The following is a 24,308-nucleotide window of genomic DNA, read 5'->3' on the forward strand; positions in this document are numbered from 1 at the left end:
GCTCACGTCGCGAGGGCTGTCCTGATTTCGATGCTTGCCGCGGGCCCCGGCGGCCGACATTCGCAGTCCCACTGGCCGGGAGGTCGTCACCGCGCCCCCAGCCGTTCGAATGCCGAGCGGTAGAACAGCAGCGGCGGCGCGTCCGAATGCTCGTCGAGCGCGGTGACGCGGGCGATCACGATGGTGTGGTCGCCGCCGTCGAACTCTCGCTCGAGCTCGCAGTCGATACTGGCCAGCGCGCCGGACAGCCGCGGCGAGCCGTTCGCCGAAGGGGCCCAGTCGATTCCGGCGAACTTGTCGGTGCCGCTGCGGGCCAGCCGTCGACAGACCTCCTCCTGATCGTGAGCGAGAATGTTGACGCAGAATCGCCCGGCCGCGCGGATGCGCGGCCACGACGTGGACGTGCGCGCGGGGCAGAAGCACACCGCGGGCGGTTCCAGCGACAGCGAGGAGAACGACTGGCAGCTGAACCCCACCGGCCGATCGCCGTCCAGGGCGGTGAGCACCGTGACGCCCGTGCAGAATCGGCTCAGCACGGCCTTGAAGGTTGTGTGCGCGACCCCGAGGGTCGGCCCGTCCGCCTGCAGCACCGCGACTCCCTTATTTCGATCAGACATATAGCTGACAGTCATCAGAGCAGGTGAGCCCGCGGACCGGTCAATACGCAGGTCCGGTGACCGGGAAACAGATCGGTAGGACGTACGTAGTTCCACCGATTCGCGACCCGTATGTCACGGGCCACTGTGACTGGTGACACAAATTATGAATCCGAACATGCCTAGTCGAAATACTTCTAGACTGCATATGAACCAACGGAGGAACATATGACCGTCACCGTGCTGCCCTCCGCGGAACGCACCACTCCCGCCCCGCACCACGCGGCGGACACCCGGACGGCGGACCGCGGCGGCGCCATCCCGGTCTCGATGATCGAGCGGATGACCCTGATCCTCGACGCGTTCGATGCCGCCACTCCGACGCTGACCCTACTGGAACTCGTTGAGCGGACGGGACTTCCGCGCTCGACGGTGCACCGCATCCTGGACCAGATGATCCGGCTGCGCTGGCTGGCGCACACCTCCGGTGGCTACCGGCTCGGCATGCGCACCCTGGAGCTGGGCGGACTCACCGCCGACCACAACGAGATTCGCGACGCGGTCGGCCCGCTGCTGCACGAATTGTCCCAGCGCACCGGCATGGTCGGTCACCTCGCGGTGCTCGACGGCCGCGATGTGGTCTACCTGGACAAGGCGGGCGGCCGGTTCGCCGCCGCGCTGCCGACCCGGCTGGGCGGCCGGATGCCCGCGCACGCAACGGCTCTGGGCAAGGCCATGCTGGCCGCCCTGGAGCCCACCATCGCCGAGGCCGCGTTCCGCTCCCGGCTCCCCCGTCTGACGCCGCGCACCCTCTGCGAACCCGACGCGCTGCGCCGCGAGCTGGGCCAGATCCGGCTGCGGCAGGGCGTGGCGGTCGACCGTGAGGAGGCCGTCGCCGGAATCGCCTGTGTGGCAGCGCCGCTGCGGGCCCGCGGCGCCGCCCCGGCCGCCCTGTCGCTGTCCGGGCGGGCCGACGCGATGAGTTTCGACCGGCTCGCCAGGGTCGTGCTGGAGGTGGCGCACGAGGCCGGGCGCACGCTGTTCCCGCGGCGGGCGCGATGGCGCTAGCCCGGTCCCGGAACATGCCCGAGCGATATAGTTCGCCGATGACCTCCGGTCCCGACCTGCCGACGACCTCCTGGGCCGTGCTCGGAATGCTCTCACACGCCGAGGAACTGTCGGGTTACGACCTGAAGAAGTGGGCCGACTGGAGTCTGCAGTTCTTCTACTGGAGTCCCTCGTTCAGCCAGATCTACGCCGAGCTCAAGCGGCTGGAGAAGCACGGCTACGTCACCTCGCGCGCGGTGCTGTCCGAGGACGGCGTGCGCGGCAAGCGGATGTACGCGATCACGGCGAGCGGGCGGGAGGCGGTGGCGCACTGGGTGAATCATTCACCCGTCGAGGCACCGGTGCTCAAACACAGTGTCATGCTGCGGACCTGGCTGGGCCATCTCGCCGAGCCGGATCGCCTGCGCGAAATCCTCACCGAGCACATCGATTACGCCGAGCGGATGCGCCGCCGGGCCCAGGCCGATGCCGAGGGAGCCGACACCAACCCGGACTGGGCGTATCCGAGTGCCGTGCTGCGGTGGTGCGTCCGGCACTACGAGGCCGAGCAGGAGTTCGCCCGGGACCTGCTGGCGGACCTGGGCAAGCTGGAGAAGCGCGGCGGTTCTCGCCGCAAGAAGGGTTAGATCCGTCGAATGCGTGCGAGCCAGGCCACCGTATCGATGATGCCGTCCTCGGATTCCAGGCCGAGCTTGTCGACATCGTCGGCGACCAGTCCGGTGACCCGGCCGCGGTAGGTGCTGGGCCGCAGGTCCTCCAATTCCCATCCGTCGCCGAAGGATTCGCGGATGAGCGTGTCGCTGATGCGGGGACCGATGCCCGGTTCGGCGTTCGACAGGGCCAGCACGTGCACATATCCGCCCGGCTTGCACAGGGCGTGCAGGCCGCGGACGTAGTCGGCGCGCGCCTCGGGATCCTCGCCGAAGACATGGAACAGCGCGCTGTCGACGATGGTGTCGAAGACGCCCAGCACCGTGCCGCTCTCGGGCTCACGACCCACGCGTACCGCGTCGACGACCCGGAATTGCGCTGTGGGGACGCCCTTCTCGGCGGCATTGCGCTGGGCGTAGGCCACGGCGCTGGGTGACAGGTCGACGCCGAGCACGTCGTAGCCGAGCCGGGTGAGCATGATGGTGTGCTCCCCAGCGCCGCTGCCGGGGTCGAGTACCCGGCCGGTGATCCGCCCCTCGCGCTCCAGCGCCACGATCGCGGGCTGCGGTTCCCCGATCACCCAGGGGGCCGTGTCATTGTCGTAGACAGTGTTCCAGAACTCTGCGGTCTGCGTCATGCCCCCACCCAACACCCTCAACCACACTCGAGGTCAAGTCCGGCCCCTCCCGGGGAGGGCGGGTCCCACTGATCGGTACTTCACCTGGCTGTTTTGGTGTCGGCATATTTCTATCAGGCATATAGGAGGTGGTCGCGATGGCCGAGGGCCTGAATTCCGTTCCGGAGGCGGTGGCGGCGCTGGGCGCCGGTGGCGCGGTGCTCGTCGTCGACGATGCGGAGCGGGAGAACGAGGGAGACCTGGTGCTGGCCGCGGAGCGGGCCACGGCGGCGAACGTCGGTTTCCTGGTGCGCCACACCAGCGGGGTGCTGTGCGTTCCGATGGCGGGCGCGGACCTGGACCGGCTGCTGCTGCCGCCGATGACGGCGGTCAACGAGGACCCCAAGGGCACCGCGTACACCGTGTCGGTGGATGCGGCCGAGGGCGTCTCCACCGGCATCTCCGCCGCCGACCGCGCGCGGACGATGCGGCTGCTCGCCGATCCCCGCACCTCCCCCGCCGACCTCACTCGCCCCGGGCACGTGTTCCCGCTGCGCGCCCACCCGCGCGGCGTGCTGGGCCGCCCCGGCCACACCGAGGCCACCGTGGATCTGCTGCGGCTGGCCGGGATGCGGCCCGCGGGCGTCATCGGCGAGGTGGTCAACGACGACGGCTCGATGGCCCGGCTACCCGAACTGCTGACGCTGGCCCGGACGCACGGCATTCCGATCGTGTCGATCGCGGATCTCATCGCGCACCGAAACCGCTTCGAGGACACCGTCACCCGGCTCGCCGAGACCCAGTTGCCCACGCGCTACGGCGAATTCCGGGTGCTCGGATATCGCGACGACGACGAGACGGAACATCTGGCCCTGGTGTTCGGCGCCCCCGCGGGTTCGGGCGCGCTGGCCCGGCTGCATTCGGAATGCCTCACCGGCGACGCCTTCGGCTCGCTGCGCTGCGACTGCGGCGCACAGCTCGACGCGGCGCTGCGCGCGGTGGCCGCCGCGGGCCGGGGCGTGGTGGTGTACCTGCGCGGGCAGGAGGGACGCGGTATCGGTCTGCTGAACAAGCTGCGCGCCTACGAATTACAGGACGAGGGCGCGGATACCGTCGATGCCAATCTCCGGCTCGGGCTGCCGATCGACGCCCGCCGGTACGGCGCCGGCGCCCGGATCCTCGCCGACCTGGGCGTGGAATCGGTACGCCTGCTGAGCAACAACCCCGCCAAGCAATCGGGGCTGGAAGCGCACGGCATCACGGTCGCCGAGCGAATCCCCTTGCAGACCAAGCCAACCGAACACAACGTCCACTACCTCCGCACCAAACGCGACCGCCTCCGCCACCAGTTCGCCGATGCCGACCTCGCCACCGCCAACCGCTAGCGCCCCGGGAGCGCAACATCATTCCCGTGGATTCCGGCCGAAAGTGTGCCGGAAATGCGAAGGGGGCCGCTGCTGTCGGAATGCCGCGGCCCGTCGCTCACGAATCGTGCTCGGCCAGCCACCTTTTCGCTCGGGTGGGCGAGGCGCGCGAAAGCCAGGCGTCCTGCACGACCTCGGTCAGTTCGTCCAGGCCCAGCTCGCCGATCCGGCTGCCTCGCACCAGGACCGACGGGTGGCCGTCGAAGTGCGGGGTGGTGAAGAACGGCGAGTCCGGGTCCTGGACGAGCGCGAGCTTGTCGGATTCCGAGGGGACCCAGAACACGATCACGTCGGCGAATCGCTCACCCGTATCCGGGTCGAACGCGTCCGGGCGCGGAGTCCGGAAGAACACGAACGACTTTCGCCCGACCTGGTAGACCGGGTTGCCCTGCGGGCCGTATTCGACCGTCACATGCGGCATGGCCCCGGCCAGGTCGTGCACATCGTCCACCCGTGCGCGCCGCGCCATCGGCGATCCTCAGTCGGCCAGTCCGGCAAGGAGTTTGCGGGTGCGGGCCGCGGCGTCGCCGCCCGCGAACACGGCACCGTAGAACTCGGTGGCGCCCGCCTCGAAGATCGCCCGCACGCGCGCGGCCACCTGCTCCTCGGTGCCGATGATCGCCAGATCGGCCGGGCCCTCGGCGCCCTCTCGGTCCATCATCGCCCGGTACGACGGCAGCGTGCCGTAGGCGCCGAAGACCTCGGCGGCCTTCTCCCGGGCGGCGTCGGCCTCGTCGGTGACGAGCACCGGCAGCGCGGCCACCACCCGCGGCGCCGGACGGCCCGCCTCGGCAGCGGCGGCGGTGATGGTCGGCGCGATGTGCTCGCGGATGGTCGCCGGGCCGGTCATCCACAGCACGGTGCCGTCGGTGCGGCGGCCGGCCAGTTTCAGCATCTGGGTCCCCATCGCCGCCACCAGCACCGGCACCCGGCCCTCGTTCGGGACCGACAGGGCCAGGTTGGCGCTCAGGGTCTCACCGGAGTAGGAGACCGGCTCGCCGTCCAGCAGCGGCAACAGCGCCGACAGGTACTCCTTCATGTGCCGGGCGGGGCGGCCGAAGTCGTAGCCGAACATGTTCTCGATGACGATCTGGTGCGACAGGCCGATCCCCAGGGTGAGGCGACCGGGCCCGGCCGCCAGCGCGGTCGTGCGCGCGTGCTGGGCCATGGTGCCGGGATGCCGCGGGTAGGTGGGCACGACGGCGGTGCCCAAATCGATACCCGGCACCTGGCTACCCGCGACGGCCAGCGCGGTCAGCGCATCGATGCCGAAGATATGCGACAGCCAGGCCGAGTCGAAGCCCTCCTCGGCGGCCTGCGCCAGGTCGTCGGTGATCCGGCGCAGCGCGTCGGGTCCGGTCGGTTCGTTGAGCAGGATGCCGATCCGCACTGCGAGCCTCCTAGGGTCGGGTGTCCGTTCGATCATCCAGCCTATGCCCGGCGCCGCGGCCGCACGCCGCGTGCCGCCATAGCCGATGTGGTCCGCGCGCGACCCAGGTCACGATAGTGTTACCAACCATGGCGCGGCGTGTCTCCGGAAACCTTCCCGCCGAGGTCACCAGCTTCGTCGGCCGCCGCGACGAACTGGCCACCGCCAAGCGGCTGCTGCCCTCGACGCGGGTGCTGACGCTGCTCGGTCCGGGCGGCGTCGGCAAGACCCGGCTGTCCCGGCAGGTCGGCGAGGTGATGGCGCGCGCCTTCCCGGACGGCGTGTGGTTGGTCGAGCTGGCCGATGTGCACGATCCGGACCTGGTCACGCTCAGCGTGGCCGAGGCCTTGCAACTGCGGGACGACACCACCGCACCGCTGCTGCGGCTCACCGAGTTCCTCGCCGACAAGCGGCTGCTGCTGATCCTCGACAACTGCGAGCACGTGATCGACGCCTGCGCCGAGCTGGTCGGGCGGATCGTCGGCAGCACGCCCCAGGTCCGGGTGCTCGCGACCAGCCGCGAGGTGCTGGGCATACCCGGCGAGCAGGTGATGCCGGTCCCGCCGCTGGCGATCGCCGACCCCGACAGCGACGCGCTGCGCCTGCTGGTGGAGCGGGCCACCGCGGCCAACCCCGGGTTCGAGTTGACGCCCGCCAACCGCACCACCCTCGCTGCCATCTGCCACCGCCTCGACGGCATTCCGCTGGCATTGGAGCTGGCGGCCTTGCGATTTCGGGTGTTCACCCCCGAGCAGATCCTGGACCGGCTCGACGACACCATGGAGCTGCTGACCGCCGGCCCGCGCACCGCACCGCAGCGGCAGCAGACCATCGAGGGCGCCATCCGGTGGAGCTACGAACTCTGCACACCGCTGGAACAGCAGCTGTGGCAGCAGCTTTCGGTGTTCGCCGGTGGGTTCGACATCGATGCCGCACAGGCGGTGGGCGCACTGCCGGGCGGCCCGCCGGTGCTGGTGGACACCCTGACCGGGCTGGTGGACAAGTCCGTGCTGACGCTGCGCTACGACGGCGCGGCCGCCAGATACTCGATGCTGGAACCGATCCGGCAGTTCGGGCACGACCGGCTGACCGAGCGCGGCGACGACCACGCGGTGCGGGCCCGCCACCGCGACCACTTCCGCGAACTGGCACTGCGCGGGCAGCGCGCGTATTGGACGAGCGCGGACCTGGACTGGTTCCGGGAGCTGGCCCGCGAGCACGCGAATCTCCGTTCGGCACTGCAGTTCTCGCTCGTCAACGCGCCGCAGCTGGCGCTCGAGACCGCGACCGTGCTACGGCCGTTCTGGGAGCACTACCGGTTCCTGTCCGAGGGCTACCGCTGGCTCACCGACGCGCTGGCGCGCAACCCCGAACCGACCTGGGAGCGGGCCCGCGCGCTGTCCTCGGCGGCCTCGCTGGCGGCGCTGCTGTCGGACCGGGAACCCGCGGCGCGGCTCGTGGACGAATGCCTGGCGGTGGCCACCGATCTGGGCGCCGACGACATTCTCGCCGAGGCGCGGCTGGACGAGGCGCTGATCGCCTTCACCGACGGCGACGCCGCCACCGCGCTGACGCTGTCCGAGCAGGCCGGGGAGCTGTCGCGGCGGATCGGCCATCACGCCACCGAGATGGACAGTCTCGCCTTCGGTTTCATGTGCGCGACGCTGCTGGAGGACGAGCGCTCCACGGCGATCGCGGAGCGCTTCCGCGCCGTGACCGAGCGGCACGGCCCGCATCTGCTCGGCGGCCTCGCGCTGTGGGTGATCGGCATCGACCACTGGCGGCACGGCAATCAGGAGGCGGCGGCCGACTACATGAGCCGGACCGTCGAGATATTCGCCCAGTTCGACCGATGTGTCTGGCTGGCTTCGGCATTCGACGGGCTGGCGTGGTCCGCGGCGGCGCGCGCGGAGACGGAGCGGGCGGCCCGGCTGATGGGCGCGGCGGAGACGCTGCAGCGCAGCACGGTGCGGCTGGCGCACGCCATCACCAGCGCGGTCGGTGAGAAGGTGCGGGCGCAGGTGCAGGAGTCGCTGGGCGAGAAGGGGTTCCGGGCGGCCTTCGACGGCGGCGCCGCGCTGTCGCTGCCCGCCGCCATCGATTACGCCCTCGACCGCGAGCCCTCGGCACCCGAGCCGGTGCCGGTCGCGCGACGGTCGGCGCCGAGGGACACGGCGGCGCTGGATGTGCTCACCCGCCGCGAGAAGGATGTCGCCCGCCTGGTCGCGGCCGGGCACAGCAATAAGCGCATCGCCGCCGACCTGGTGATCTCGGTGCGCACCGCGGAAACCCACGTCGAGCACATCCTCACCAAGCTCGGCTTCACCTCCCGCACCCAGATCGCGGGGTGGGCACGGGATCACGGGCTGTAGGCGCTCAGGCGCCGGTGCTGCCGTCGATGCGTTCGCGGAGCAGGTCGGCGTGGCCGTTGTGGCGGGCGTACTCCTCGATCATGTGCAGGTATACCCAGCGCAGGCTGATGCCCTGTGCCGAACGAGGGTGGACGAAGGTGTGGTCGAGCGGGAGGTGTGCGACGGACTTGTCGGCCAGTTCGAGTTCGGCGCGGTAGCGCTCGAAATCGGCCTGCGCATCGGCGGTATCGACATCGTCGAACTCACCGTCGATGTTCTCACCGGTGGAGTAGTAGTACCGCAGATCCTCACCGGCGCAACGCTTGCGGAACCAGGAGCGCTCCACGTCTGTCATGTGCCGCACCAGCCCGAGCAGCGACAGTGTCGACGGTTCGACACTGCGCAGCCGCAGCTGCTCGACGGTGAGGTCCTGGCATTTCACCAACAGGGTCTGCCGTTGGAAGTCCAGCCAGGACTGCAGCAATGTGCGTTCGTCGCCGACCTTCACGGTCATATCGCGGGGCCGGTCGATCCGTGGCGCGGTCCAGGTCATGATTCCGACGGTACCTACGGCATCCGAATTACAGGCCGTGGGTGAGGAAGTCGAGAACGGCGCGCTCGAAGGCGTCCTTGCGCTCGACCTGGACCCAGTGTCCGCAGCGGGCGAAGGTGCGCAGGTCGGCGTTGGGGAGTTGGCGTGACGGGAGCAGGCTGCCCTCGACCGGCGTCACCCGGTCGTCGCGGCCCCACAGCATGAGGACCTCGTGCCGGAGCGTGCGCAGGCGCGCCCACAACGGCACCGGGTCGGCCAGCGCCGGATTGTAGAAGGTCGCGTAGGCGTCGGCGAGCGCCTTGGTCTGCTTGGGATCGGTGGCCGCGGCACTGCGGGTGGCGATCAGTTCGTCGGTCAGCACCGACTCGTCGAACACCATGGTCTTCAGCCAGTCGATCGCGCGCTCGCGGGTCGGATCGGCATTGAAATCCAGCAGCCGCCGAATCCCTTCGGACGGTTCGGGTCCCAGCACGTTCACGCCGACACCGCCGGGCGCCATCAGCACCAGCCGATCGGCCCGGCCGGGATGCTCGAGTGCCAGCAGCGCCGCGACCGCGCCACCCATCGAATTGCCCAGCAGGTGCGCCTTCTCCAACCCGAGCTCGTCCAGCAGCCCGAGCACGGCGTCGACCGCGATCCGTAAATAGTTGCGGTCGTAGGTTTCCGGGCGCTCACTCGCACCGAAGCCCGGCTGGTCCAGGATCAGGCAGCGGTAGTGCTCCGACAGCACGGGCAGGTTCGCGCCGAAGTTCGCCCAGCCCGAAACACCGGCCCCGGAACCATGCAGCAACACAAGAGGGGCGCCCGAACCCGCTTCGTGGTAGCGCAATTTCAAGCTTGCCCCGGCACGCTGCGCACCCCCATACTCCCCGGCACGCTCCGCACCCCCATATTCCCCGGCACGCTCCGCACCCCCATACTCCCCGGCACGCTTTTCGCCGGGGACCACCACCCACCGAGTCGTGCTCTCGGCGCTCAATTCGTCACTCCCCGAACCCATCACAGCATCCTGTCCTCGACCTCGAGCCCGAACGCGCCCTTGCCGAACATCGCCAGCGCGCGCTCGACATCATTGATGACGTGCACGCTACCGGCGTGCGCATCGCGCCAATGACGTTCTATCGCATGGGGTTTGCGAATGGCATGCCCGCCGGAGTTCTCGAACAGCAGGTCGATGGCGTAGAGCGCCCGCTCGGTCCCGCGCACCTGGTCGCGGCGGCTGCGCAGCCGCAGCTCGAACGGGATCTCCTCCCCCGCCTCGGCATAGCGCAGCTGCTCGGACATATTGCGCTCCAATTGCAGGACGGCCGCGTCGATTTCGGACGCGGCGCGCGCCACCCGCACGTGCGCGAACGGATCGTCGGCCACCTTCTGCCCGCCGTAGGACAGCCGCACCCGCTCACGCTGGCGCTCGATATGGGCGTCGTAGGCGCCCTGGGCCGCGCCGATGATCGGTGCGGTGATGGTGTTGGAGAACACGCTGCCGAACGAGATCCGGTACAGCGGTGCGGGATTGGCCTCCTGGCCCGGTCCGCGCAGCGCGGCCTGCTCGGCGGCGCTGTAGGCCCGGTGGGCGGGAAGGAACGCCTTGTCGATGACGACGTCGTTGCTGCCGGTGCCAGCCAGGCCGGACACCTCCCAGTTCTCCTCGATCCGGTAGTCGCCGCGCGGCACCAGGATCGTCAGATAGTCCATGCCGCCCTGATCGTTCGGCGTCAGCGCGCCCAGGAACGCCCACTGGGCGTGGTCGCAGCCGGAGGAGAAGTTCCAGCGGCCGCTGACCTCGTAGCCGCCGTCGACGACGGTCAGCTTGCCGGTCGGCGCGTAGGACGACGACACCAGCGTGTCCGAGTCGGCGCCCCAGACGTCCTCCTGCGCCTGCAGCGGGAACAGCGCCAGCTGCCACGGGTGCGCGCCCAGCACCGACGACACCCACGCCGTGGACGGGCAGGCCGTCGCGATCGCGCGGATCACCTCGTAGAAGGCCACCGGCGAGGACTCGTCGCCACCGAACCGCGAGGGCTGCAGCATCCGGAACACGCCGGCCTCGGTCAGCTCCCGAATCGTCTGCTCCGGCACCCGCCGCTGCTCCTCGGCCGTCACGGCCCGCTCCCGGATCGCCGGAAGCAGATCCCGGACCCGATCGAGCACCTTGTTAGTCATTGCGGCTGTTCCTCCTGCGTCCTCCGGGCCACGCCCTCACCGTCCCCCGACGCTATGCCGGTGGTCTCGATCCCCGCTCGCACCAGTCCCGATGATCGGAACCGCCCCGGCCTGGGCGGTCACGGATCCCTCCGCGACGGCAGCTCTTGCCGCGAGTAGTCGAATCGTGTCCATCCAGACCGGAATCCGAATCCATGCACAACCCGACGCTTATCCACACGTCCCCTGTTCGCCCAGTTCGACGTAGCGGGCGACCGAGACCGGTGCGGCAGCCTCGGCGACATGTACGGCATCCGAACTCGCGCACAGCTTCTGGGAGAGGGGATCGCCTCCTCCACCCTCGATGATCGCTCCCGTCGTGGTATCTACACCCGATTGCTGCCCAGGATCTACTGCGTCGACAGGTTGACCACGCTGGCGCGCTGCGCGGCGGTAGTGGCTTGGATACCCTCGGCAACGCTGAGCCACCGCACCGCCGCGTGGATGAGAAGTATGGTTCCCGAGCCGGAGATCATCGAAGCAACGGTGCCGCGCCGCATGCATCGCAGCACACCGGACTGGTTGCGTCTCTACAGACGTGATCTGCCGCCGGGAGCCATCGACGAGTCGTGGGGACTACCGATCACCAGCCGCGCGGTGACGTTGCTGGATTGTGTCGCCGTGCTTCCGAACCTCGCGGCCGATCAGCTGGTGGACAGCTGCTTGGGTCGCACTGTATACCCGGAGGAGGTGCTCGAACTGGTCCGTTGCGGAGCGCACGGTGCGCCTGCGCTGCGTCGGCAGTTGAGAGAAGCCGCCTGCAGAGCGGTGTCGGAACCGGAGCGACTGTTCGCTCGCGCGATGGCCCGCACCCGGATCCGACTGGAGCCGAATCATCCGGTCGGTCCGTATGTATGTGACTTCGTCCACGAACGATCCCGGACGATCATCGAGATCGACGGTCGTGAATTCCACTCCGAACACGATGTATTCCGTCGTGATCGACGCCGTCAAAACTGGCTGGTCCTGCGGGGCTGGCTGGTATTGCGGTACGCCGCATCGGATGTGTTCACCGATATCGATCGGTGCGTGGACGAGGTGGTCGCCGTCATCAGGAACCGACGACGGAAGGCTTGACCGGCCTGGGCGGTCACAGATCTGCTCGAGATGGCACCATCCGTCGCACGGACACGGATCGTGTCCGCCCAGGCCGAGTGCTCAGTTGCCCGGCTTGTCGAGCAGCTTGGTTTTCAGTGCGTCCACCGTTCCACCGTCGACGCCCAGACCGTCGGACAGGAAGCGGTCGAACGAGCCGTAGGACTGTTCGGCCTGGTCGAAGGCGGCGTCGAGGTAGTCGCGCTGTACGCCGAGGATCGGGTCGAACAGCGACGGGTCGGTGACCAGGCCGCGCTGCACGAGGGCGTCCATCGTGGCCTTGTTGCTCGCCGCCAGGTAGTCGTTGGAGGCCAGGTAGTCCTTGTAGATCTGGCCCTTCGGCACGCCGAGCGCCGACATCAGGATCGCGGTCGTCCAGCCGGTGCGGTCCTTACCCGCGGTGCAGTGGTACAGGACCGCGCCGGGCGCGGCGGCGATTTCCTTTATCGCCGTGGCGAATTGGCCACGCGCCGTGGGATCGGTGATCATCCACCGGTAGTAGGTGCGCATGAAGTCGGCGGCCTTGCCGTCGCCGAGCTTCTCCTGCTGCACCGCCGGTCCGCCCGCGACGATATTCGAGACGTACAGGTAGAAGTCGTTGTTCGGATCCCAGATCGGCAACGGGGAGTAGGGAATCGAGGCGGGCAGCTTGTCCGGGTTGGCCTTCACCTCGTTGGGGCTGCGCAGGTCCAGCGCCTTGCCGATGTTCAGCGATGCCAGCCGCTGCTGGTCGGCCGCGGTCAGCTTGTCCAGCGCATCGGTGCGATAGACCAGCCCGTAGCGGATCTTGCCGCCGCCGTGCTGGGTCGGGTACCCGCCGATGTCGCGGGCGTTGGGGGCCGAAATCCCCAGGGACTGCTGCTGTCCCGACTCGGCGGGCGCGGTGTGGACCAGCGGTGCCGCCAGAACGGATCCGGTGGTTGGGAGGACGGCGAGAAATGCGGCGGCCAGCCCGGCCACCGATCCCCGCAGGACATGCGAAATCGCCACTAGCGGTTTTCCTTTCCTCGTCGAGCCGCCGGAATCGGTGCGGCTCGAGGTCATTCGGCGAGCAGGGTGACGGTGCCCGCGGCGCCGTCCACGCGTACCTTCTGCCCGTCCTGCAGCGCGGTGCTGGCGGTCTTGGTGTCCACGACGCACGGAATCCCGAACTCGCGGGCCACGATCGCGGCGTGGGAGGCCGCACCGCCGATATCGGTGACCACGGCCGCCGCGTAGGCGAACATCGCGGTGTGCCCGGTGTCGGTGACGGCGGCGACGAGAATGTCCCCCGGCTCGATATCGTCGTCGAGCGACAGCATCCGCTTCACGGTGCCCTCCACGACGCCGGGGCTCACTCCGAGCCCGCTGAGGCTCGCGCCCACCTCCAGCGCGCCGGTGGCGGCCTCGGGCTCCCAGCGTCCGAGCACCAGATCCGGCATGCGAATCGCCTGCAGCCGGGCCCGCTCCTCGCGGCGACGCGCCACCCGCTCCCGCAAATCCGCTGGTACCCAGAGGATTTCGTCGAGCGTCAGAAAGGCGGCATCGTCGATGTCCGCGAGCTTTCCGGCGCGGGCCAGCCGGGCGGCCCGTTCGCGAGTGGCCATCCGCAGGCAGTTGGTGATGCGCACGACCGCGTCCCGGGCGCGCTCGCGGTACACGGTGGCGCCGACGGCCATCTTCGCGGTGCGGCCGCTCGGCGGCGGCACCGGATCCCGGTGCGGCGCAGGCAGGTCCGCGGCACGGGCGGCGGCGCTGACCAACAACTCCGGCCGGTCGCCGAAGGTCGGGTTGAGCAGTTCGCACTCGCCGGGGCCGCGGTGGCCGACCTTGGCCAGTTCCTCGTCGAGGGCCGCGGCGAATTCCGGCGATTTCTCCCGTGCCGCGCTCACCCGGCCGTCGCGGGCGACCTCGTGCAGCCCGGCGTCCTTGCGGCACAGCGCGGCCAGCCGCTCCACCGCCAGCATCGGCTTCGCCGACTCCAGGCGGTTCAGGTCGATCTTCACCTCGCCCTTGTGCGTGGACGTGGCCGCGCCCGTCATCATCACGCCGATGGACGCGGCCTGCCACGCCTGATTGAGCCGATCACGCCACAGCAGCGCGCGGGCGTGCAGCTGCTCGTCGGTGAGATCGCCGATCTCGGTGCGCGACAGCGCTTCCGCGCGCGAGGCCGCGTTGATCAGCTCGGCGGTCGCGCGATAGTTCAGCGCGGTGGCCAGCACGCGGCCGGTAGCGCGCAGCGTCCCCAGCCGGCCCGCGAGACCGCTCGGCATCGGCGGGCGGCCCTTGGGCTGCAGCGGTACCTCCGGCGGAATGGCGCCGTACACGTCCTTGCGGATGGTCGCCTCGTCCCAGCCCGGCATGTTGTCTGCGGCCAGCACTCCGATGGAGGCGTTGATGTAGAAGCTGTGCCCCAGCACGGTGGTCACGCGGGACACCCAGTGCTCCAAGGCGATTCCCTCGAGGGCGATCATCCGCCCCATCGCCTCGTTGCCCAGCCGGATCGCGCCCGCCTGCAGGTCGATGGTCAGCGGCGTCATCGGGCCGGGCAGCGCCTCGGAGGTGTTGGTCGCCGTGTGCACCGGGATGCGGGCGTCGACGCGATCGTCGAATTCGCCCTCCAGCCCGTCCGGCGCCGCGTTGTCGAGGGCGTGGCCGTCGTAGGTGGTGGCGCGCGCGGGAATCACGTGCGCGGGCAAGGGGATCGCGCCCGTACGGTCGCGGAAGCCGCTGCCGTGCCGCCGTCGCCCGGACAGGCCGCGCGCGATGTCGTCGACCACCTCGCGGGCGGTCCATCCGCAGCGGAATCCCCACTCCGCGTATGCGGCAACCGGTTCCAGCACGGGCGGGCGCGCCGGCTTGTGTCCCGGCAGCCACGGCGCATAGCGCACGCCCGCCGCGCGGAGGATGCGGCGGGCGTCGTCGCCGGATACCGTTCCCGGCGCGGCCAATTCGACGAGGCCGGTGCGCTGCGTCCCGGCGGCCAGCACCAGGAATCGCTCCAGGTCGTCGCTGTGCAGCAGCTGAAAGCCCTGGGACCGACGCGATCCCAGCAGCGTCTCGAGCAGCCGCCAGCTGCCGCGGCGCAGATCCCGGCCCGCGACCAGCGCGGTGCGCACCACCAGGGCATCCGAAGCCGACACCGCGGGCGCGTCGTGGTCCGCCGATACCGGCACCACCAGCCGCACCCCGGCCTCGCGTGCGGCGGTGGCCACGGTCGTGACCGAGGCGGCCGACAGGTGGATCACGCAATCGCACCCGGACAGCGCGCGGGCGAGGGCGGGCGCATCGGCCGGATTCCCGACGATCATGTCGACCCGCGGATCGACGTATCGGTGACGGCGAGCGTCGATGCCCACCACCTCGTGGCCGGCGGCCGACAGCATGCGCGCCACCGCGCGCCCGCTCGGCTCGGTTACTCCGGTGACCAGGACCCGCATCTACTTCTTCCTCCTCCGGGCGCGCACCCATGGAACGTGACGCCGTTCACACACCATCGCCACCGGGTACGCGCCGGACGGGCCCGAGTCCCGGTCAGCGGGAGTGCGGGGTTGTTCATCGGGACCGCCCGGGCGGCGATAATCGCCCGCCTCGGCGAATCGTGACCGCGCGGGCCGGGTGGCATGTCAAAATCGCGATGGTGCACGAGATATGGCGGCTCGATCAGGCGCGTACCCGCTCCATCAGCCCGGAGAACCCCACCGGGGCACCGGGTGCGGGTGGCCGCGCGACCACCGGCACCGGTGCCCATGCGGCCCGTGACCTGGGCATCGGATGGAAGGTCTCCCCGTCGATCGACCTACCGGCGGGGGCCACGGCCACACTCGCCGATGTGGCCGGGCCCGGCATCCTCCGGCATTTCTGGCTCACCACCGATCGCAGCGTCCTACAGCAGCTGACGCTGCGCATGTACTGGGACGCCGACACCGAGCCCGCCATCGAGGTCCCGCTGGGCGCGTTCTTCTGCAACGCCTGGGAGGAACTGGCCCTGGTGAATTCGGAGATGGTGGTGGTCGCGCCCGCGGGCGGGCTGAACAGCTTCTGGCCCATGCCGTTTCGCGCCCGCGCCCGCGTCACGCTGCACAACGGCAGCGACCGGCAGGTGCCGGTGTACTACCAGCTGACCTATCTGGAGCAGGAGGTGCCGCGCACCGCGGGCTATCTGCACGCCCGCTGGGAGCACCGAAACCCGCTGGGCAGCCCCGCGATTCACACCATCCTGGGCGATGTGCCGGGGCCGGGCCGCTACGTCGGCACCTACCTGGCGATCGTGCCGAACGCGCCCGGCTGGTGGGGCGAGGGTGAGGTGAAGTTCTACCTCGACGGCGACACCGAATTCCCGACCATCTGCGGCACCGGCACCGAGGACTACGTGGGCGGCGCCTGGAATTTCGACCTCGGCGGCAGCTACCGCACCTACTCCACCCCGTATCTCGGATTCGTCCAGGCCCTGCCCGCCGACCAGATCTACGAGCCGCACCAGAAATTCGGCATCTACCGCTGGCACGTCCGCGACCCGATCTGCTTCGACCGCAGCCTGCGCGTCACCGTGCAGGCGCTGGGCTGGCGCGACGACGGCCGCTACCTGCCGCTCGAGCAGGCCGATATCGCCACCACCGCGCTGTGGTACCAGCATCGATCGGTCACGGGCCGTCGCCAATCGTCGTGAAACCGGACATCCGCGGGTCCGGTCGAGGCAAGGTGGAGCAATGCGTGCGTTGGTGATCGACAAGCCCGGGCAGTTCTCGGTGACGACGATGCCCGACCCGGCGCCGGGCCCGGGAGAGGTGGTGGTGCAGGTCGGCGCGGTCGGGATCTGCGGAACCGATATGCATATCGTCGCCGGGGAGTTCCCGCCGACGCCGTATCCGATCGTGCCGGGCCACGAATTCGCCGGTGAGGTCGTGGCGCTCGGCGGCGAAGGGACCGACGGCGTACGGGTCGGGGATATGGTCGCGGTCGATCCCTCGCTGTTCTGCGGGCACTGTCACTTCTGCTCGATCGGCCGGGGCAATCTGTGCGAGAACTGGGGCGCCATCGGCGATACCGTCGACGGCGCGATGGCCGACTACGTGAAGGTGCCCGCCGCCAACTGCCATCGCCTGCCCGGCCACGTGTCGGCCGTGCACGGGGCGCTGGTCGAGCCGCTGTCGTGTGCGGTGCACGGCTTCGATGTGCTGCCGCGGCAACTGGGTTCGCACTATCTGATCTACGGCGCGGGCACCATGGGGCTGCTGATGCTGCAGCTGGCCCTCGCCGCCGGGGCGGCATCGGTGTCGATGGTCGACATCAACGCCGCGCGGTTGGAGGTGGCGCGGACGCTGGGCGCCGACGCGGCCGTCGCGGACGCCGACGAACTCGATCGCCCGCAGGGCTGGGAGATCGTGATCGACTGCACGGGTGCGGTACCCGCGATCGAGGACGGGCTGGCGCGGGTCCGGCGCGGTGGCACCTTCCAGCAGTTCGGGGTGGCTCCCGGTGACGCCCGGGCCGCGATCTCGCCGTTCCGCATCTACAACGACGAGATCACCATCGTCGGGTCGATGGCGGTGCTGCACAGCTTCGGCCGGGCCGTCGACCTGCTGGGCGAGGGCGTGATCGACGCCGACACCATGATCACCCACCACTTCCCGCTCACCGAGTTCGCCGAGGCGCTGGAGACGTTCCGATCCGGGGCGGGCCGCAAGATCCAGATCCGGCCGTCGTCGCGGGAGCGTGCCTGATGCTGGTAGCCGGGATCGACAGCTCCACCCAGTCGTGCAAGGTCGTCATCTGCGCCGCCGACAGCGGAAAGGTCCTGCGGCACTGTCGGATTCCGCATCCCGACGGAACCGAGGTGCCCGCCGAGGCGTGGTGGCGCGCGCTGCGGTCGGTCACCGACGGGCTGCTCGACGGGGTCTCCGCCATCGCGGTGGCGGGCCAGCAGCACGGGCTGGTCGCGCTGGACTCCGAGGGTGTGCCGGTGCGAAAAGCGCTGCTGTGGAACGACACCCGATCGGCGGCGGCCGCCGGTGACCTGGTCGCCGAGTTCGGCGGGCCGCAGGCGTGGGCCGAGGCCGTGGGCGTCGTGCCGCTGGCCGCGCACACGGTCGCGAAACTCCGCTGGCTGGCCGATCACGAACCCGAGCACGCGGATCGCGTTTCGCGGGTGCTGCTGCCGCACGACTATCTGACCTGGCGGCTGCGCGGGGGCACCCCCGACGTCGAGCCGACGACCGACCGCGGCGACGCCTCCGGCACCGGGTACTGGTCGCCCGCCACCGGGGAGTACCGCAAAGACCTTGTCGCCCTGGCCTTCCGGGATCGACTTCCGGAACTGCCGCGGGTGCTGGCGCCGTCCGAGGCGGCCGGGCAGACCCCGGACGGGCTGCTGGTGGCGGCCGGTACCGGCGACAATGCCGCCGCCGCACTGGGTTTGGGCATCGGCGACGGCGATGTGGTGGTGTCGCTCGGCACCAGCGGCACGGTCTTCACCCGCAATCCGCGGCCGAGCGCCGACGCCAGCGGTGCGATCAACGGATTCGCCGATGCCACCGGGGCTTTCCTTCCGCTGGTGTGCACGCTGAACGCCGCCCGGGTGCTCGATCGCACCGCGGCGCTCGCGGGAGCCGGGCTCTCCGATCTGGAATCGCTTGCCCGGCAGTCCGTTCCGGGCGCCGGGGGCCTGACCCTGCTGCCCTATCTGGCGGGTGAGCGCACCCCGAACCTGCCCGAGGCCACTGGCTCGCTGCACGGCTTGACCCTCGACAACATGGCCCCGCACCACCTGGCTCGCGCCGGTATCGAGGGAATGCTGTGCAACCTCGCCGAGTCGCTCGATCGCCTGCGCGCCGACGGCGTCGAATCCCGGCGCGTCCTGCTCATCGGCGGCGCCGCCGCCAACCGCCTCGTCGCCGAGATCGCCGCCCAGATCTTCGAGGTCACCGTCGAGGTCCCCGAGCCCCAGGAATACGTCGCCCTCGGCGCCGCCCGCCAGGCCGCCTGGGCCCTCGCGGGCACCCCCGAACCTCCGGTGTGGTCACCACCACCCGCCCGAGGATTCCGCGCACCACCAAACGGCACCGGCCAAGAGATCCGCACCCGATACCACCACGTACAACAACTCATTCACCGGCACTAGCCGCGCCTTGGATGCAGCCGACATCGGTGCCGCCGACCCGGACCGGCCTCAGCGGACATGATTCGGGCACGCGCGGCAGAGAATGCCGAATGGCGGCGATTTATGACCGCACAGGCCGGTGGGCCGCACCTGGAGACGCCACCCTCCCCGTGTGGGTCGTTGCGGTACTAGGTTTATGTACCCGATGAGCACGGACGAAGTGGCGGCGGCCGAGCGGCTGGTGCGCGAGAGATTCCCCGAGGCCCGCGCGGCGTGGCTGGGTGGAAGTACCGCGACCGGAACTGCCACGACGACATCGGATCTGGATATCACCGTGCTGCTCGCGGGGGCACCGGCGCCGTATCGGGAGTCGTTGCATCACGGCGGGCGGCCCGTTGAGTTGTTCGTGCAGACCGAGGCCTCGTTCGAGCACTTCAGGGCCGCCGAATGCCGACGACGCCGACCCAGCTCGCTGCGCCTGATCGGCCAGTCGGTGGTCCTGGTCGACCGCGACGGCAGCGGCACGCGGCTGCGCGAACAATGCCTGCGGCAGCTCGCCGACGGTCCGAAACCATTGGCGGAGGAGGAATTACGCACCGCCCGCTACACGATCACCGACCTGCTCGACGACCTGATCGGCGCCGTGGACGCGAATGAGCGGTTACTGATCGCGGCCACCCTGTGGCCACGCGTGGCCGACCTCCTGCTGACGGGCCACGGCCGATGGAGCGCGGACGGCAAGCGACTGCACCGGGAACTGGCCGCCTTCGACCATGACCGCGGCACCGATTACGCCGGGACACTGGCCGATTCGGTGCGTGCCGTCGCGGGCGGTTCCACGGCACCAATGATCGCCACCGTCACCGAGGTGCTGAACCTGTTCGGCGGCAGACTGTTCGACGGATACCGGCTGTCGGGCCCGGCCTGACGCCTCGACTGCGCTCGAGATCGCGAAAAGGCCGGCGCCGCCACGACATCTCGTATCCGGAGCTACACCTCTTCGCAGCCTTTCATCCGGTCACCACCTCGTGGCGCCCCGCCCGATATGTGCGGCGGTACTCGCTGGGCGCGATACCTACCTCTCGGCCGAAGTGAATGCGGAGGTTGGCGGCGCTGCCCAGGCCGCAGCGGTCGGCGACCAGCTCGACCGGGAAATCGGTGGCCTCCAGTAGTTCCCGGGCCCGCAGGATGCGCTGGGAGTGCAGCCAGCGCAGCGGTGTGACGCCCAGTTCGGCGTGGAAGCGACGGGCCAGAGTGCGTTCGCTCATGCCCGCCTGTTTCGCGAGATCGCCTATCGTCAAAGGCTTCTCGAGGCGTTCCAGCGCCCACTGCAGGGTGGCGGCGAGCCCGGGATCGGTGGCGTCGACCGGAACCGGGGACCGCAGATACTGCGCCTGCCCACCCGCGCGATGCGGCGGCACCACCATGCCGCGGGCGGCGGCATTGGCGGTCTGCGACCCCAGGTCCTTCCGAATCAGATGCAGGCACAGGTCCATTCCTGCCATCGTGCCCGCGCTGGTGAGGATGCGCCCGTCATCGATGTAGAGCACGGCGGGATCCACGTCGAGGTGGGGATAGCGATCCAGCAGGGCACGCACATGTTTCCAGTGCGTGGTCGCCCGCCGCCCATCCAGTAACCCGGCGGCGGCGAGCACGAAGGCGCCCGAACACAGCGCCGCCACCCGCGCTCCGGCCTCGTAGGCGGCCCGCACCGCATCGACCAGATCGGGCGGCGGATCGAGACGGACATCGGGAGTGGCGGGCACGATGACGGTGTCGGCGGCGATCAGGTCGTCGTAGTCGTAGTCGGTCCGCGTGACGAACGGGTCGCGCAGCATCGCGTGCCGGGTCCCCCGCGGACCGCACAGCCGCAGGTCGTACCAGCGCGCGGGCTCCACACCGTACGGGGGCTCGGAGAACACCTGGTAGGGAATGGCCACCTCGAACACCGGCTGCCCCGGCGCCACGGCGACGGCGACAGTTCCCGGACTGCTGTCGGTCATGTCGGAAATCTAGCGCATATTGGCAAACCTGCCACTCGCGGCCCCGATGTCGCGGCCAGATAGTGACAGTCATGACCAGTACCGCGCTCCGGCCACCGCAGTCCCTCCCGGTCACCGCGTCGCAGCGCCGGCGGGTGCTGGCCGTCGCGGGCATCGCCCAATTCCTCGCCATCCTCGACCTCTTCGCGCTCACGGTGGCCTTCCCGACGCTGCAGACCTCGTTCGGCACGGCCTCCCCCAGCGCGGTGTCCTGGGTGCTCAACGCCTACACGATCGTGATGGCGGCCCTGCTCGTGCCCGCCGGGCGACTCGCCGACGACACCAGCCGCAAGCGCGGATTCCTGTTCGGCATAGCGCTTTTCGGGCTGTCGTCGATCGCCTGCGGCGCGGCACCGAGCCTGGGCGTCCTGATCGCCGCGCGCGTGGTGCAGGCGGCGGCCGCGGCACTGCTGGTGCCGACCGGCCTGGGACTGGTGCTCCCGGTCTTCGACAAGAAGGAGCATCCGACCGTCATGGGCATCTGGACGGCGATCGCCGCGGCGGGCGGCGGCAGCGGCCCGGTGATCGGCGGGCTCCTGCTGCAGGCGAGCTGGCGCTGGATCTTCTTCCTCAATGTGCCGTTCACGGTGGTGGCGTTCGTCCTCGGCCTGCGGGTGCTGCCGGAGATCCGCCAGCGGGCCGGTCGGCGCCTGGACCTGGCCGGCGCGGCCCTGATTCTCGCCGCCACCGCGGCCCTCACGACCGCATTCGTGCAGGCCGCGGACTGGGGGTACACCTCGGCCGGCACCGTGGGGGCGCTGCTGGCCGCGATCGGGCTCGGCGTACTGTTCGCGTGGCACGTGCGCCGTCATCCGGATCCGGTGGTGAGCCCGGTCGTGCTGCGGCACAAGATGTTCCGTGTCGCAACGCTCGGAATCTTCTGCTACTACCTGGGTTTCGCGGCGCTGATCCTGGAGGGCACGCTGTTTCTCACCCAGCAGTGGCACTATTCGGAGCTGCGGGCCAGCCTCGGCATCGCCCCGATCCCGATCAGCTGCCTGCTGGCGTCGCCCTTTTCGGGGCGGCTCGTCGCCCGGATCGGCGCCCGGGCCTCCGCCGCGCTCGGCGGCGCCGCCCTGGCCCTCGGCGCGGTGTGGTGGGCGCTGCTGGCGGGCGGCTCGGCCGGATACGCCGTGGCGTTCCTGCCCGGCGCCCTCCTCGCGGGTGTCAGCACGACCCTGCTGCAACCGCCGCTGTTCGGCGCCTCGGCGCTCCTGCCCGCCGATCAGCTGTCACTGGGTTCGGGCACGCTCATGATGGCGCGCCAGACCAGTTCCGCGCTCGGGGTGGCGGTGCTGACGGCCATTCTCGCCCACACCACCGTGCCGGGCCTGGGCGACTACCGCGCGGGGTGGGCCTATACCGCGGTTACCGGCACTCTGGCAGCGGTTGCCGGGCTCGCTTTCCGGACCGAAAAGCGCAGTTCCTGACCGCAATTGCGATCGGATCCCGCCGCGCATGCGCGTACCGCACCGGCGCGGCCCGTCAGCGCACCTTCAACCCCGGCCAGCCATAGCGAATCGGACCACCGGCGAGGCCCGCATGACGCGCGGGCGCGGGCTGCTCCGAGCCGGGGGCGTTCACCGATCCGGGGTTCTGTGCGGCGTGTTCGCGGCGCACGGCGTCCATATCCATCCACTGGATGGTCTGCACGGCGTCTTCCAGTTCCGCGGCGGTCTGGAAGCCGAGTTTCGTGTAGACCAGCAGGCCCTCCCGGAAGCCCAGCAGCGTGGGCAGGCTGGTGATCTGCGCGGCCGCCGCGAGCGCCTGCTGCGCCTCGGTGTCGACCGTGCCGTGCAGGATCTCCGGATGCTGGTTCGACGACTCCTCGTAGATCGGCGCGAACCGGGTACACCAGCCGCACCAATCCGCCCAGAAGTCCACCAGCACGATGGGACTGCGGGCCACGGCCTGGTCGAAGTTCTGCTGCGTCAACGCGTGCGTTGGCATGCGGTCCTCCCGGTGACGCTCGGATTCGCCGACATGTGCCCGGATTCTTCCATGCAGACCCGCGCCGAGTCATCTGCCCTGCGCATTACTCGCGAAAGCGCAGCGGTGCGAGGTGTACGCCACCCTGGTCCCAGCCCGCGTGGGTGACCCACAGCCGCTCCCCGTCGTCCACGACCTCGGCGGCGTGCGCCCGGATATGGCCGGACTGGTCGGCGACCGAGAAGTGCAGCGGATCGTCGCCGCGGAAGACGTCGGTCCCGGTGTAGCGGGGGCGCGGGCCGATGAACAGGTACCAGGAACCGTTGTGCCGCAAGACGAAAGGCGATTCGGTCGGACCGGCGCCGGTACCCGTGCGGGGATCGGTGTAGGCGATGGCGCGGTCGCTCCAGCTCACCAGGTCCGTGCTGGTGCGGTAGGCGACCACGTGGTGACCGCCCTCCGGGTCGCTGGTCGCGCAGTAGTACATGACCCACCGGTCCTCCAGCCACAGCACCATCGGGTCCCGCGCGTCGTAGCCGTCGTGGAACAGCGGACCGTCCGGGTGCCGGGTCCAGGTCGTCAGATCGGTGGAGGTGGCCAGGTTCATGGCGGTGGCGGTGCGGTCGGATCCCCCGCCGTCGTAGAACATGTAGTACCGGTCCTCGGCGCGCAGGACGTACGGGGCCCACAGGTGGGTCTCGCCGTACTCGGGGTCGGCGGTCAGCGCGGGCGGCTGCTTCGTCCACGGGCCGTGCAGCAGATCGGCCGTGGCGTGGGCGAATTCGTTCTCGTCCCAGGGATCGGCCGGTTCGGCATGGGTGATGCCGAACAGATGCCAGCGGCCGGACTCGTCACGAATCAGCGTGTGGTCGTTGATATACCAGGGTTGCGCCTCCCCCACGCTCGGGTCGTAGATGTGATGGAACCGGCCCGCACTCACTTGCATACCGTCAACCGTGCCGCCCCCGGCCGCCCGGCACACTCCGACACGCCGGGATATCCGAGGTTGCGAGGATATCCCCGCGAATCGGGGTACGCCGTCGACATGGGACGCCGCCTGGGAAAACATCCGAAGCGCACGCCGTTCTACGGAGTGCTCATGATGCTGACGGCCATGATCAGCGGGCTGTGGGTGCAGAACATCCCATCACTGCCGCTGCGCGTCGTTATCTATGTGGCGCTGTTCGTCCTCGCCGCGGCGGGGTTCTTGATGACCTTCCGCGACTACTCGTAAGAACCTACCGCCGACGTGGTCCAAGGGCTCGCCACCACAA

23 protein-coding genes are annotated in these 24,308 nt (G+C 69.9%); 11 read left to right on the plus strand and 12 right to left on the minus strand.

What is annotated here, in order from left to right; genetic code table 11:
• Positions 1–86: 86 nt before the first annotated feature.
• Positions 87–617 carry a flavin reductase family protein gene (locus NM1_RS18050; protein ID WP_084519759.1) on the minus strand — a complete coding sequence of 177 codons (531 nt, stop codon included), beginning with the start codon at positions 615–617 and terminating at the stop codon, positions 87–89.
• A gap of 207 nt (positions 618–824) precedes the next feature.
• Between NM1_RS18050 and NM1_RS18055 the strand changes: the two genes are divergently transcribed.
• Both NM1_RS18055 and NM1_RS18060 read left to right on the plus strand, forming a co-directional pair.
• Positions 825–1,664, plus strand: a complete 840-nt coding sequence (locus tag NM1_RS18055; protein ID WP_068021004.1) for an IclR family transcriptional regulator — start codon at positions 825–827, stop codon at positions 1,662–1,664.
• Positions 1,665–1,702: 38 nt separating this feature from the next.
• The gene (locus NM1_RS18060; protein ID WP_084519747.1) at positions 1,703–2,290 is read left to right on the plus strand and encodes a PadR family transcriptional regulator; all 588 of its coding nucleotides are present in this window, start codon (positions 1,703–1,705) and stop codon (positions 2,288–2,290) included.
• Here the strand turns inward: NM1_RS18060 and NM1_RS18065 are convergent.
• Entirely contained in the window at positions 2,287–2,952 is a 666-nt protein-coding gene (locus tag NM1_RS18065) for a class I SAM-dependent methyltransferase (protein ID WP_068021009.1), read from the minus strand. The two genes, NM1_RS18060 and NM1_RS18065, sit on opposite strands and share 4 nt — an antisense overlap.
• 137 nt (positions 2,953–3,089) lie before the next feature.
• Here NM1_RS18065 and NM1_RS18070 point away from each other — a divergent pair, with 137 nt between their 5' ends.
• Positions 3,090–4,316, plus strand: a complete 1,227-nt coding sequence (locus NM1_RS18070) for a bifunctional 3,4-dihydroxy-2-butanone-4-phosphate synthase/GTP cyclohydrolase II (protein WP_068021218.1) — start codon at positions 3,090–3,092, stop codon at positions 4,314–4,316.
• Between the two features lie 97 nt (positions 4,317–4,413).
• Here the strand turns inward: NM1_RS18070 and NM1_RS18075 are convergent, their stop codons facing one another.
• Both NM1_RS18075 and NM1_RS18080 read right to left on the minus strand, forming a co-directional pair.
• Positions 4,414–4,824: an MmcQ/YjbR family DNA-binding protein gene (locus NM1_RS18075; RefSeq protein ID WP_068021011.1), complete on the minus strand. Its 411-nt coding sequence runs from the start codon at positions 4,822–4,824 to the stop codon at positions 4,414–4,416.
• 9 nt (positions 4,825–4,833) lie between these two features.
• Complete coding sequence (locus tag NM1_RS18080) at positions 4,834–5,745, minus strand: LLM class F420-dependent oxidoreductase (protein ID WP_068021013.1); 912 nt, start codon at positions 5,743–5,745, stop codon at positions 4,834–4,836.
• 128 nt (positions 5,746–5,873) lie between these two features.
• On the opposite strand from NM1_RS18080, the gene NM1_RS18085 reads away from it, so the two are divergent.
• On the plus strand, positions 5,874–8,156 hold the full coding sequence (locus NM1_RS18085) for a LuxR C-terminal-related transcriptional regulator (RefSeq protein ID WP_068021015.1): 2,283 nt from the start codon (positions 5,874–5,876) through the stop codon (positions 8,154–8,156).
• Between the two features lie 4 nt (positions 8,157–8,160).
• Here the strand turns inward: NM1_RS18085 and NM1_RS18090 are convergent, their stop codons facing one another.
• The 3 genes from NM1_RS18090 to hsaA all read right to left on the minus strand — a co-directional run bounded on the left by NM1_RS18090 (position 8,161) and on the right by hsaA (position 10,851).
• Positions 8,161–8,688: a DinB family protein gene (locus NM1_RS18090; RefSeq protein WP_068021017.1), complete on the minus strand. Its 528-nt coding sequence runs from the start codon at positions 8,686–8,688 to the stop codon at positions 8,161–8,163.
• A gap of 28 nt (positions 8,689–8,716) precedes the next feature.
• Entirely contained in the window at positions 8,717–9,481 is a 765-nt protein-coding gene (locus NM1_RS18095) for an alpha/beta fold hydrolase (RefSeq protein WP_246010808.1), read from the minus strand.
• 206 nt (positions 9,482–9,687) lie between these two features.
• Entirely contained in the window at positions 9,688–10,851 is a 1,164-nt protein-coding gene (gene hsaA / locus NM1_RS18100; RefSeq protein WP_068021021.1) for a 3-hydroxy-9,10-secoandrosta-1,3,5(10)-triene-9,17-dione monooxygenase oxygenase subunit, read from the minus strand.
• A 492-nt stretch (positions 10,852–11,343) separates the two neighbouring features.
• Here hsaA and NM1_RS18105 point away from each other — a divergent pair, with 492 nt between their 5' ends.
• Positions 11,344–11,967 carry an endonuclease domain-containing protein gene (locus NM1_RS18105; RefSeq protein ID WP_169814284.1) on the plus strand — a complete coding sequence of 208 codons (624 nt, stop codon included), beginning with the start codon at positions 11,344–11,346 and terminating at the stop codon, positions 11,965–11,967.
• An 81-nt stretch (positions 11,968–12,048) separates the two neighbouring features.
• On the opposite strand, the gene NM1_RS18110 is transcribed toward NM1_RS18105, so the two are convergent.
• The gene (locus tag NM1_RS18110) at positions 12,049–12,975 is read right to left on the minus strand and encodes a tyrosine-protein phosphatase (RefSeq protein ID WP_246010809.1); all 927 of its coding nucleotides are present in this window, start codon (positions 12,973–12,975) and stop codon (positions 12,049–12,051) included.
• Positions 12,976–13,025: 50 nt separating this feature from the next.
• Positions 13,026–15,404 carry a PEP-utilizing enzyme gene (locus NM1_RS18115; protein WP_068021025.1) on the minus strand — a complete coding sequence of 793 codons (2,379 nt, stop codon included), beginning with the start codon at positions 15,402–15,404 and terminating at the stop codon, positions 13,026–13,028.
• Positions 15,405–15,601: 197 nt separating this feature from the next.
• Between NM1_RS18115 and NM1_RS18120 the strand changes: the two genes are divergently transcribed.
• From NM1_RS18120 to NM1_RS18135, 4 genes are all read left to right on the plus strand, one after another.
• The gene (locus NM1_RS18120; protein ID WP_068021221.1) at positions 15,602–16,633 is read left to right on the plus strand and encodes a glycoside hydrolase family 172 protein; all 1,032 of its coding nucleotides are present in this window, start codon (positions 15,602–15,604) and stop codon (positions 16,631–16,633) included.
• A 40-nt stretch (positions 16,634–16,673) separates the two neighbouring features.
• Entirely contained in the window at positions 16,674–17,687 is a 1,014-nt protein-coding gene (locus NM1_RS18125) for a zinc-dependent alcohol dehydrogenase family protein (protein WP_068021028.1), read from the plus strand.
• Positions 17,684–19,084 carry a xylulokinase gene (gene xylB, locus NM1_RS18130; RefSeq protein WP_211339349.1) on the plus strand — a complete coding sequence of 467 codons (1,401 nt, stop codon included), beginning with the start codon at positions 17,684–17,686 and terminating at the stop codon, positions 19,082–19,084. Before NM1_RS18125 ends, xylB begins: the two co-directional genes overlap by 4 nt.
• A gap of 184 nt (positions 19,085–19,268) precedes the next feature.
• Positions 19,269–19,991 carry a nucleotidyltransferase domain-containing protein gene (locus tag NM1_RS18135; RefSeq protein ID WP_068021223.1) on the plus strand — a complete coding sequence of 241 codons (723 nt, stop codon included), beginning with the start codon at positions 19,269–19,271 and terminating at the stop codon, positions 19,989–19,991.
• An 82-nt stretch (positions 19,992–20,073) separates the two neighbouring features.
• Here the strand turns inward: NM1_RS18135 and NM1_RS18140 are convergent, their stop codons facing one another.
• The gene (locus NM1_RS18140; protein WP_068021032.1) at positions 20,074–21,066 is read right to left on the minus strand and encodes a GlxA family transcriptional regulator; all 993 of its coding nucleotides are present in this window, start codon (positions 21,064–21,066) and stop codon (positions 20,074–20,076) included.
• A gap of 71 nt (positions 21,067–21,137) precedes the next feature.
• On the opposite strand from NM1_RS18140, the gene NM1_RS18145 reads away from it, so the two are divergent.
• Positions 21,138–22,535, plus strand: a complete 1,398-nt coding sequence (locus NM1_RS18145) for an MFS transporter (RefSeq protein ID WP_068021034.1) — start codon at positions 21,138–21,140, stop codon at positions 22,533–22,535.
• A gap of 55 nt (positions 22,536–22,590) precedes the next feature.
• Here NM1_RS18145 and NM1_RS18150 read toward each other — a convergent pair whose 3' ends face one another.
• Both NM1_RS18150 and NM1_RS18155 read right to left on the minus strand, forming a co-directional pair.
• The gene (locus NM1_RS18150) at positions 22,591–23,055 is read right to left on the minus strand and encodes a thioredoxin family protein (RefSeq protein ID WP_068021036.1); all 465 of its coding nucleotides are present in this window, start codon (positions 23,053–23,055) and stop codon (positions 22,591–22,593) included.
• An 85-nt stretch (positions 23,056–23,140) separates the two neighbouring features.
• Entirely contained in the window at positions 23,141–23,980 is an 840-nt protein-coding gene (locus tag NM1_RS18155) for a family 43 glycosylhydrolase (protein ID WP_068021039.1), read from the minus strand.
• Positions 23,981–24,079: 99 nt separating this feature from the next.
• Between NM1_RS18155 and NM1_RS18160 the strand changes: the two genes are divergently transcribed.
• Positions 24,080–24,268 carry a hypothetical protein gene (locus tag NM1_RS18160; RefSeq protein WP_068021042.1) on the plus strand — a complete coding sequence of 63 codons (189 nt, stop codon included), beginning with the start codon at positions 24,080–24,082 and terminating at the stop codon, positions 24,266–24,268.
• Positions 24,269–24,308 lie beyond the last annotated feature (40 nt).

Source organism: Nocardia mexicana NBRC 108244 (assembly GCF_001613165.1).
In the GTDB taxonomy this organism is placed as follows: domain Bacteria; phylum Actinomycetota; class Actinomycetes; order Mycobacteriales; family Mycobacteriaceae; genus Nocardia; species Nocardia mexicana.

Excerpts from the sequence above, each read along its gene's own strand:
- NM1_RS18050 (WP_084519759.1), bottom strand. The coding sequence starts at position 617 with ATGTCTGATCGAAATAAGGGAGTCGCGGTGCTGCAGGCGGACGGGCCG.
- NM1_RS18055 (WP_068021004.1), top strand. The coding sequence starts at position 825 with ATGACCGTCACCGTGCTGCCCTCCGCGGAACGCACCACTCCCGCCCCG.
- NM1_RS18060 (WP_084519747.1), top strand. The coding sequence starts at position 1,703 with ATGACCTCCGGTCCCGACCTGCCGACGACCTCCTGGGCCGTGCTCGGA.
- NM1_RS18065 (WP_068021009.1), bottom strand. The coding sequence starts at position 2,952 with ATGACGCAGACCGCAGAGTTCTGGAACACTGTCTACGACAATGACACG.
- NM1_RS18070 (WP_068021218.1), top strand. The coding sequence starts at position 3,090 with ATGGCCGAGGGCCTGAATTCCGTTCCGGAGGCGGTGGCGGCGCTGGGC.
- NM1_RS18075 (WP_068021011.1), bottom strand. The coding sequence starts at position 4,824 with ATGGCGCGGCGCGCACGGGTGGACGATGTGCACGACCTGGCCGGGGCC.
- NM1_RS18085 (WP_068021015.1), top strand. The coding sequence starts at position 5,874 with ATGGCGCGGCGTGTCTCCGGAAACCTTCCCGCCGAGGTCACCAGCTTC.
- NM1_RS18090 (WP_068021017.1), bottom strand. The coding sequence starts at position 8,688 with ATGACCTGGACCGCGCCACGGATCGACCGGCCCCGCGATATGACCGTG.
- hsaA (WP_068021021.1), bottom strand. The coding sequence starts at position 10,851 with ATGACTAACAAGGTGCTCGATCGGGTCCGGGATCTGCTTCCGGCGATC.
- NM1_RS18105 (WP_169814284.1), top strand. The coding sequence starts at position 11,344 with ATGGTTCCCGAGCCGGAGATCATCGAAGCAACGGTGCCGCGCCGCATG.
- NM1_RS18115 (WP_068021025.1), bottom strand. The coding sequence starts at position 15,404 with ATGCGGGTCCTGGTCACCGGAGTAACCGAGCCGAGCGGGCGCGCGGTG.
- NM1_RS18120 (WP_068021221.1), top strand. The coding sequence starts at position 15,602 with ATGGTGCACGAGATATGGCGGCTCGATCAGGCGCGTACCCGCTCCATC.
- NM1_RS18125 (WP_068021028.1), top strand. The coding sequence starts at position 16,674 with ATGCGTGCGTTGGTGATCGACAAGCCCGGGCAGTTCTCGGTGACGACG.
- NM1_RS18135 (WP_068021223.1), top strand. The coding sequence starts at position 19,269 with ATGAGCACGGACGAAGTGGCGGCGGCCGAGCGGCTGGTGCGCGAGAGA.
- NM1_RS18140 (WP_068021032.1), bottom strand. The coding sequence starts at position 21,066 with ATGACCGACAGCAGTCCGGGAACTGTCGCCGTCGCCGTGGCGCCGGGG.
- NM1_RS18145 (WP_068021034.1), top strand. The coding sequence starts at position 21,138 with ATGACCAGTACCGCGCTCCGGCCACCGCAGTCCCTCCCGGTCACCGCG.
- NM1_RS18150 (WP_068021036.1), bottom strand. The coding sequence starts at position 23,055 with ATGCCAACGCACGCGTTGACGCAGCAGAACTTCGACCAGGCCGTGGCC.
- NM1_RS18155 (WP_068021039.1), bottom strand. The coding sequence starts at position 23,980 with ATGCAAGTGAGTGCGGGCCGGTTCCATCACATCTACGACCCGAGCGTG.
- NM1_RS18160 (WP_068021042.1), top strand. The coding sequence starts at position 24,080 with ATGGGACGCCGCCTGGGAAAACATCCGAAGCGCACGCCGTTCTACGGA.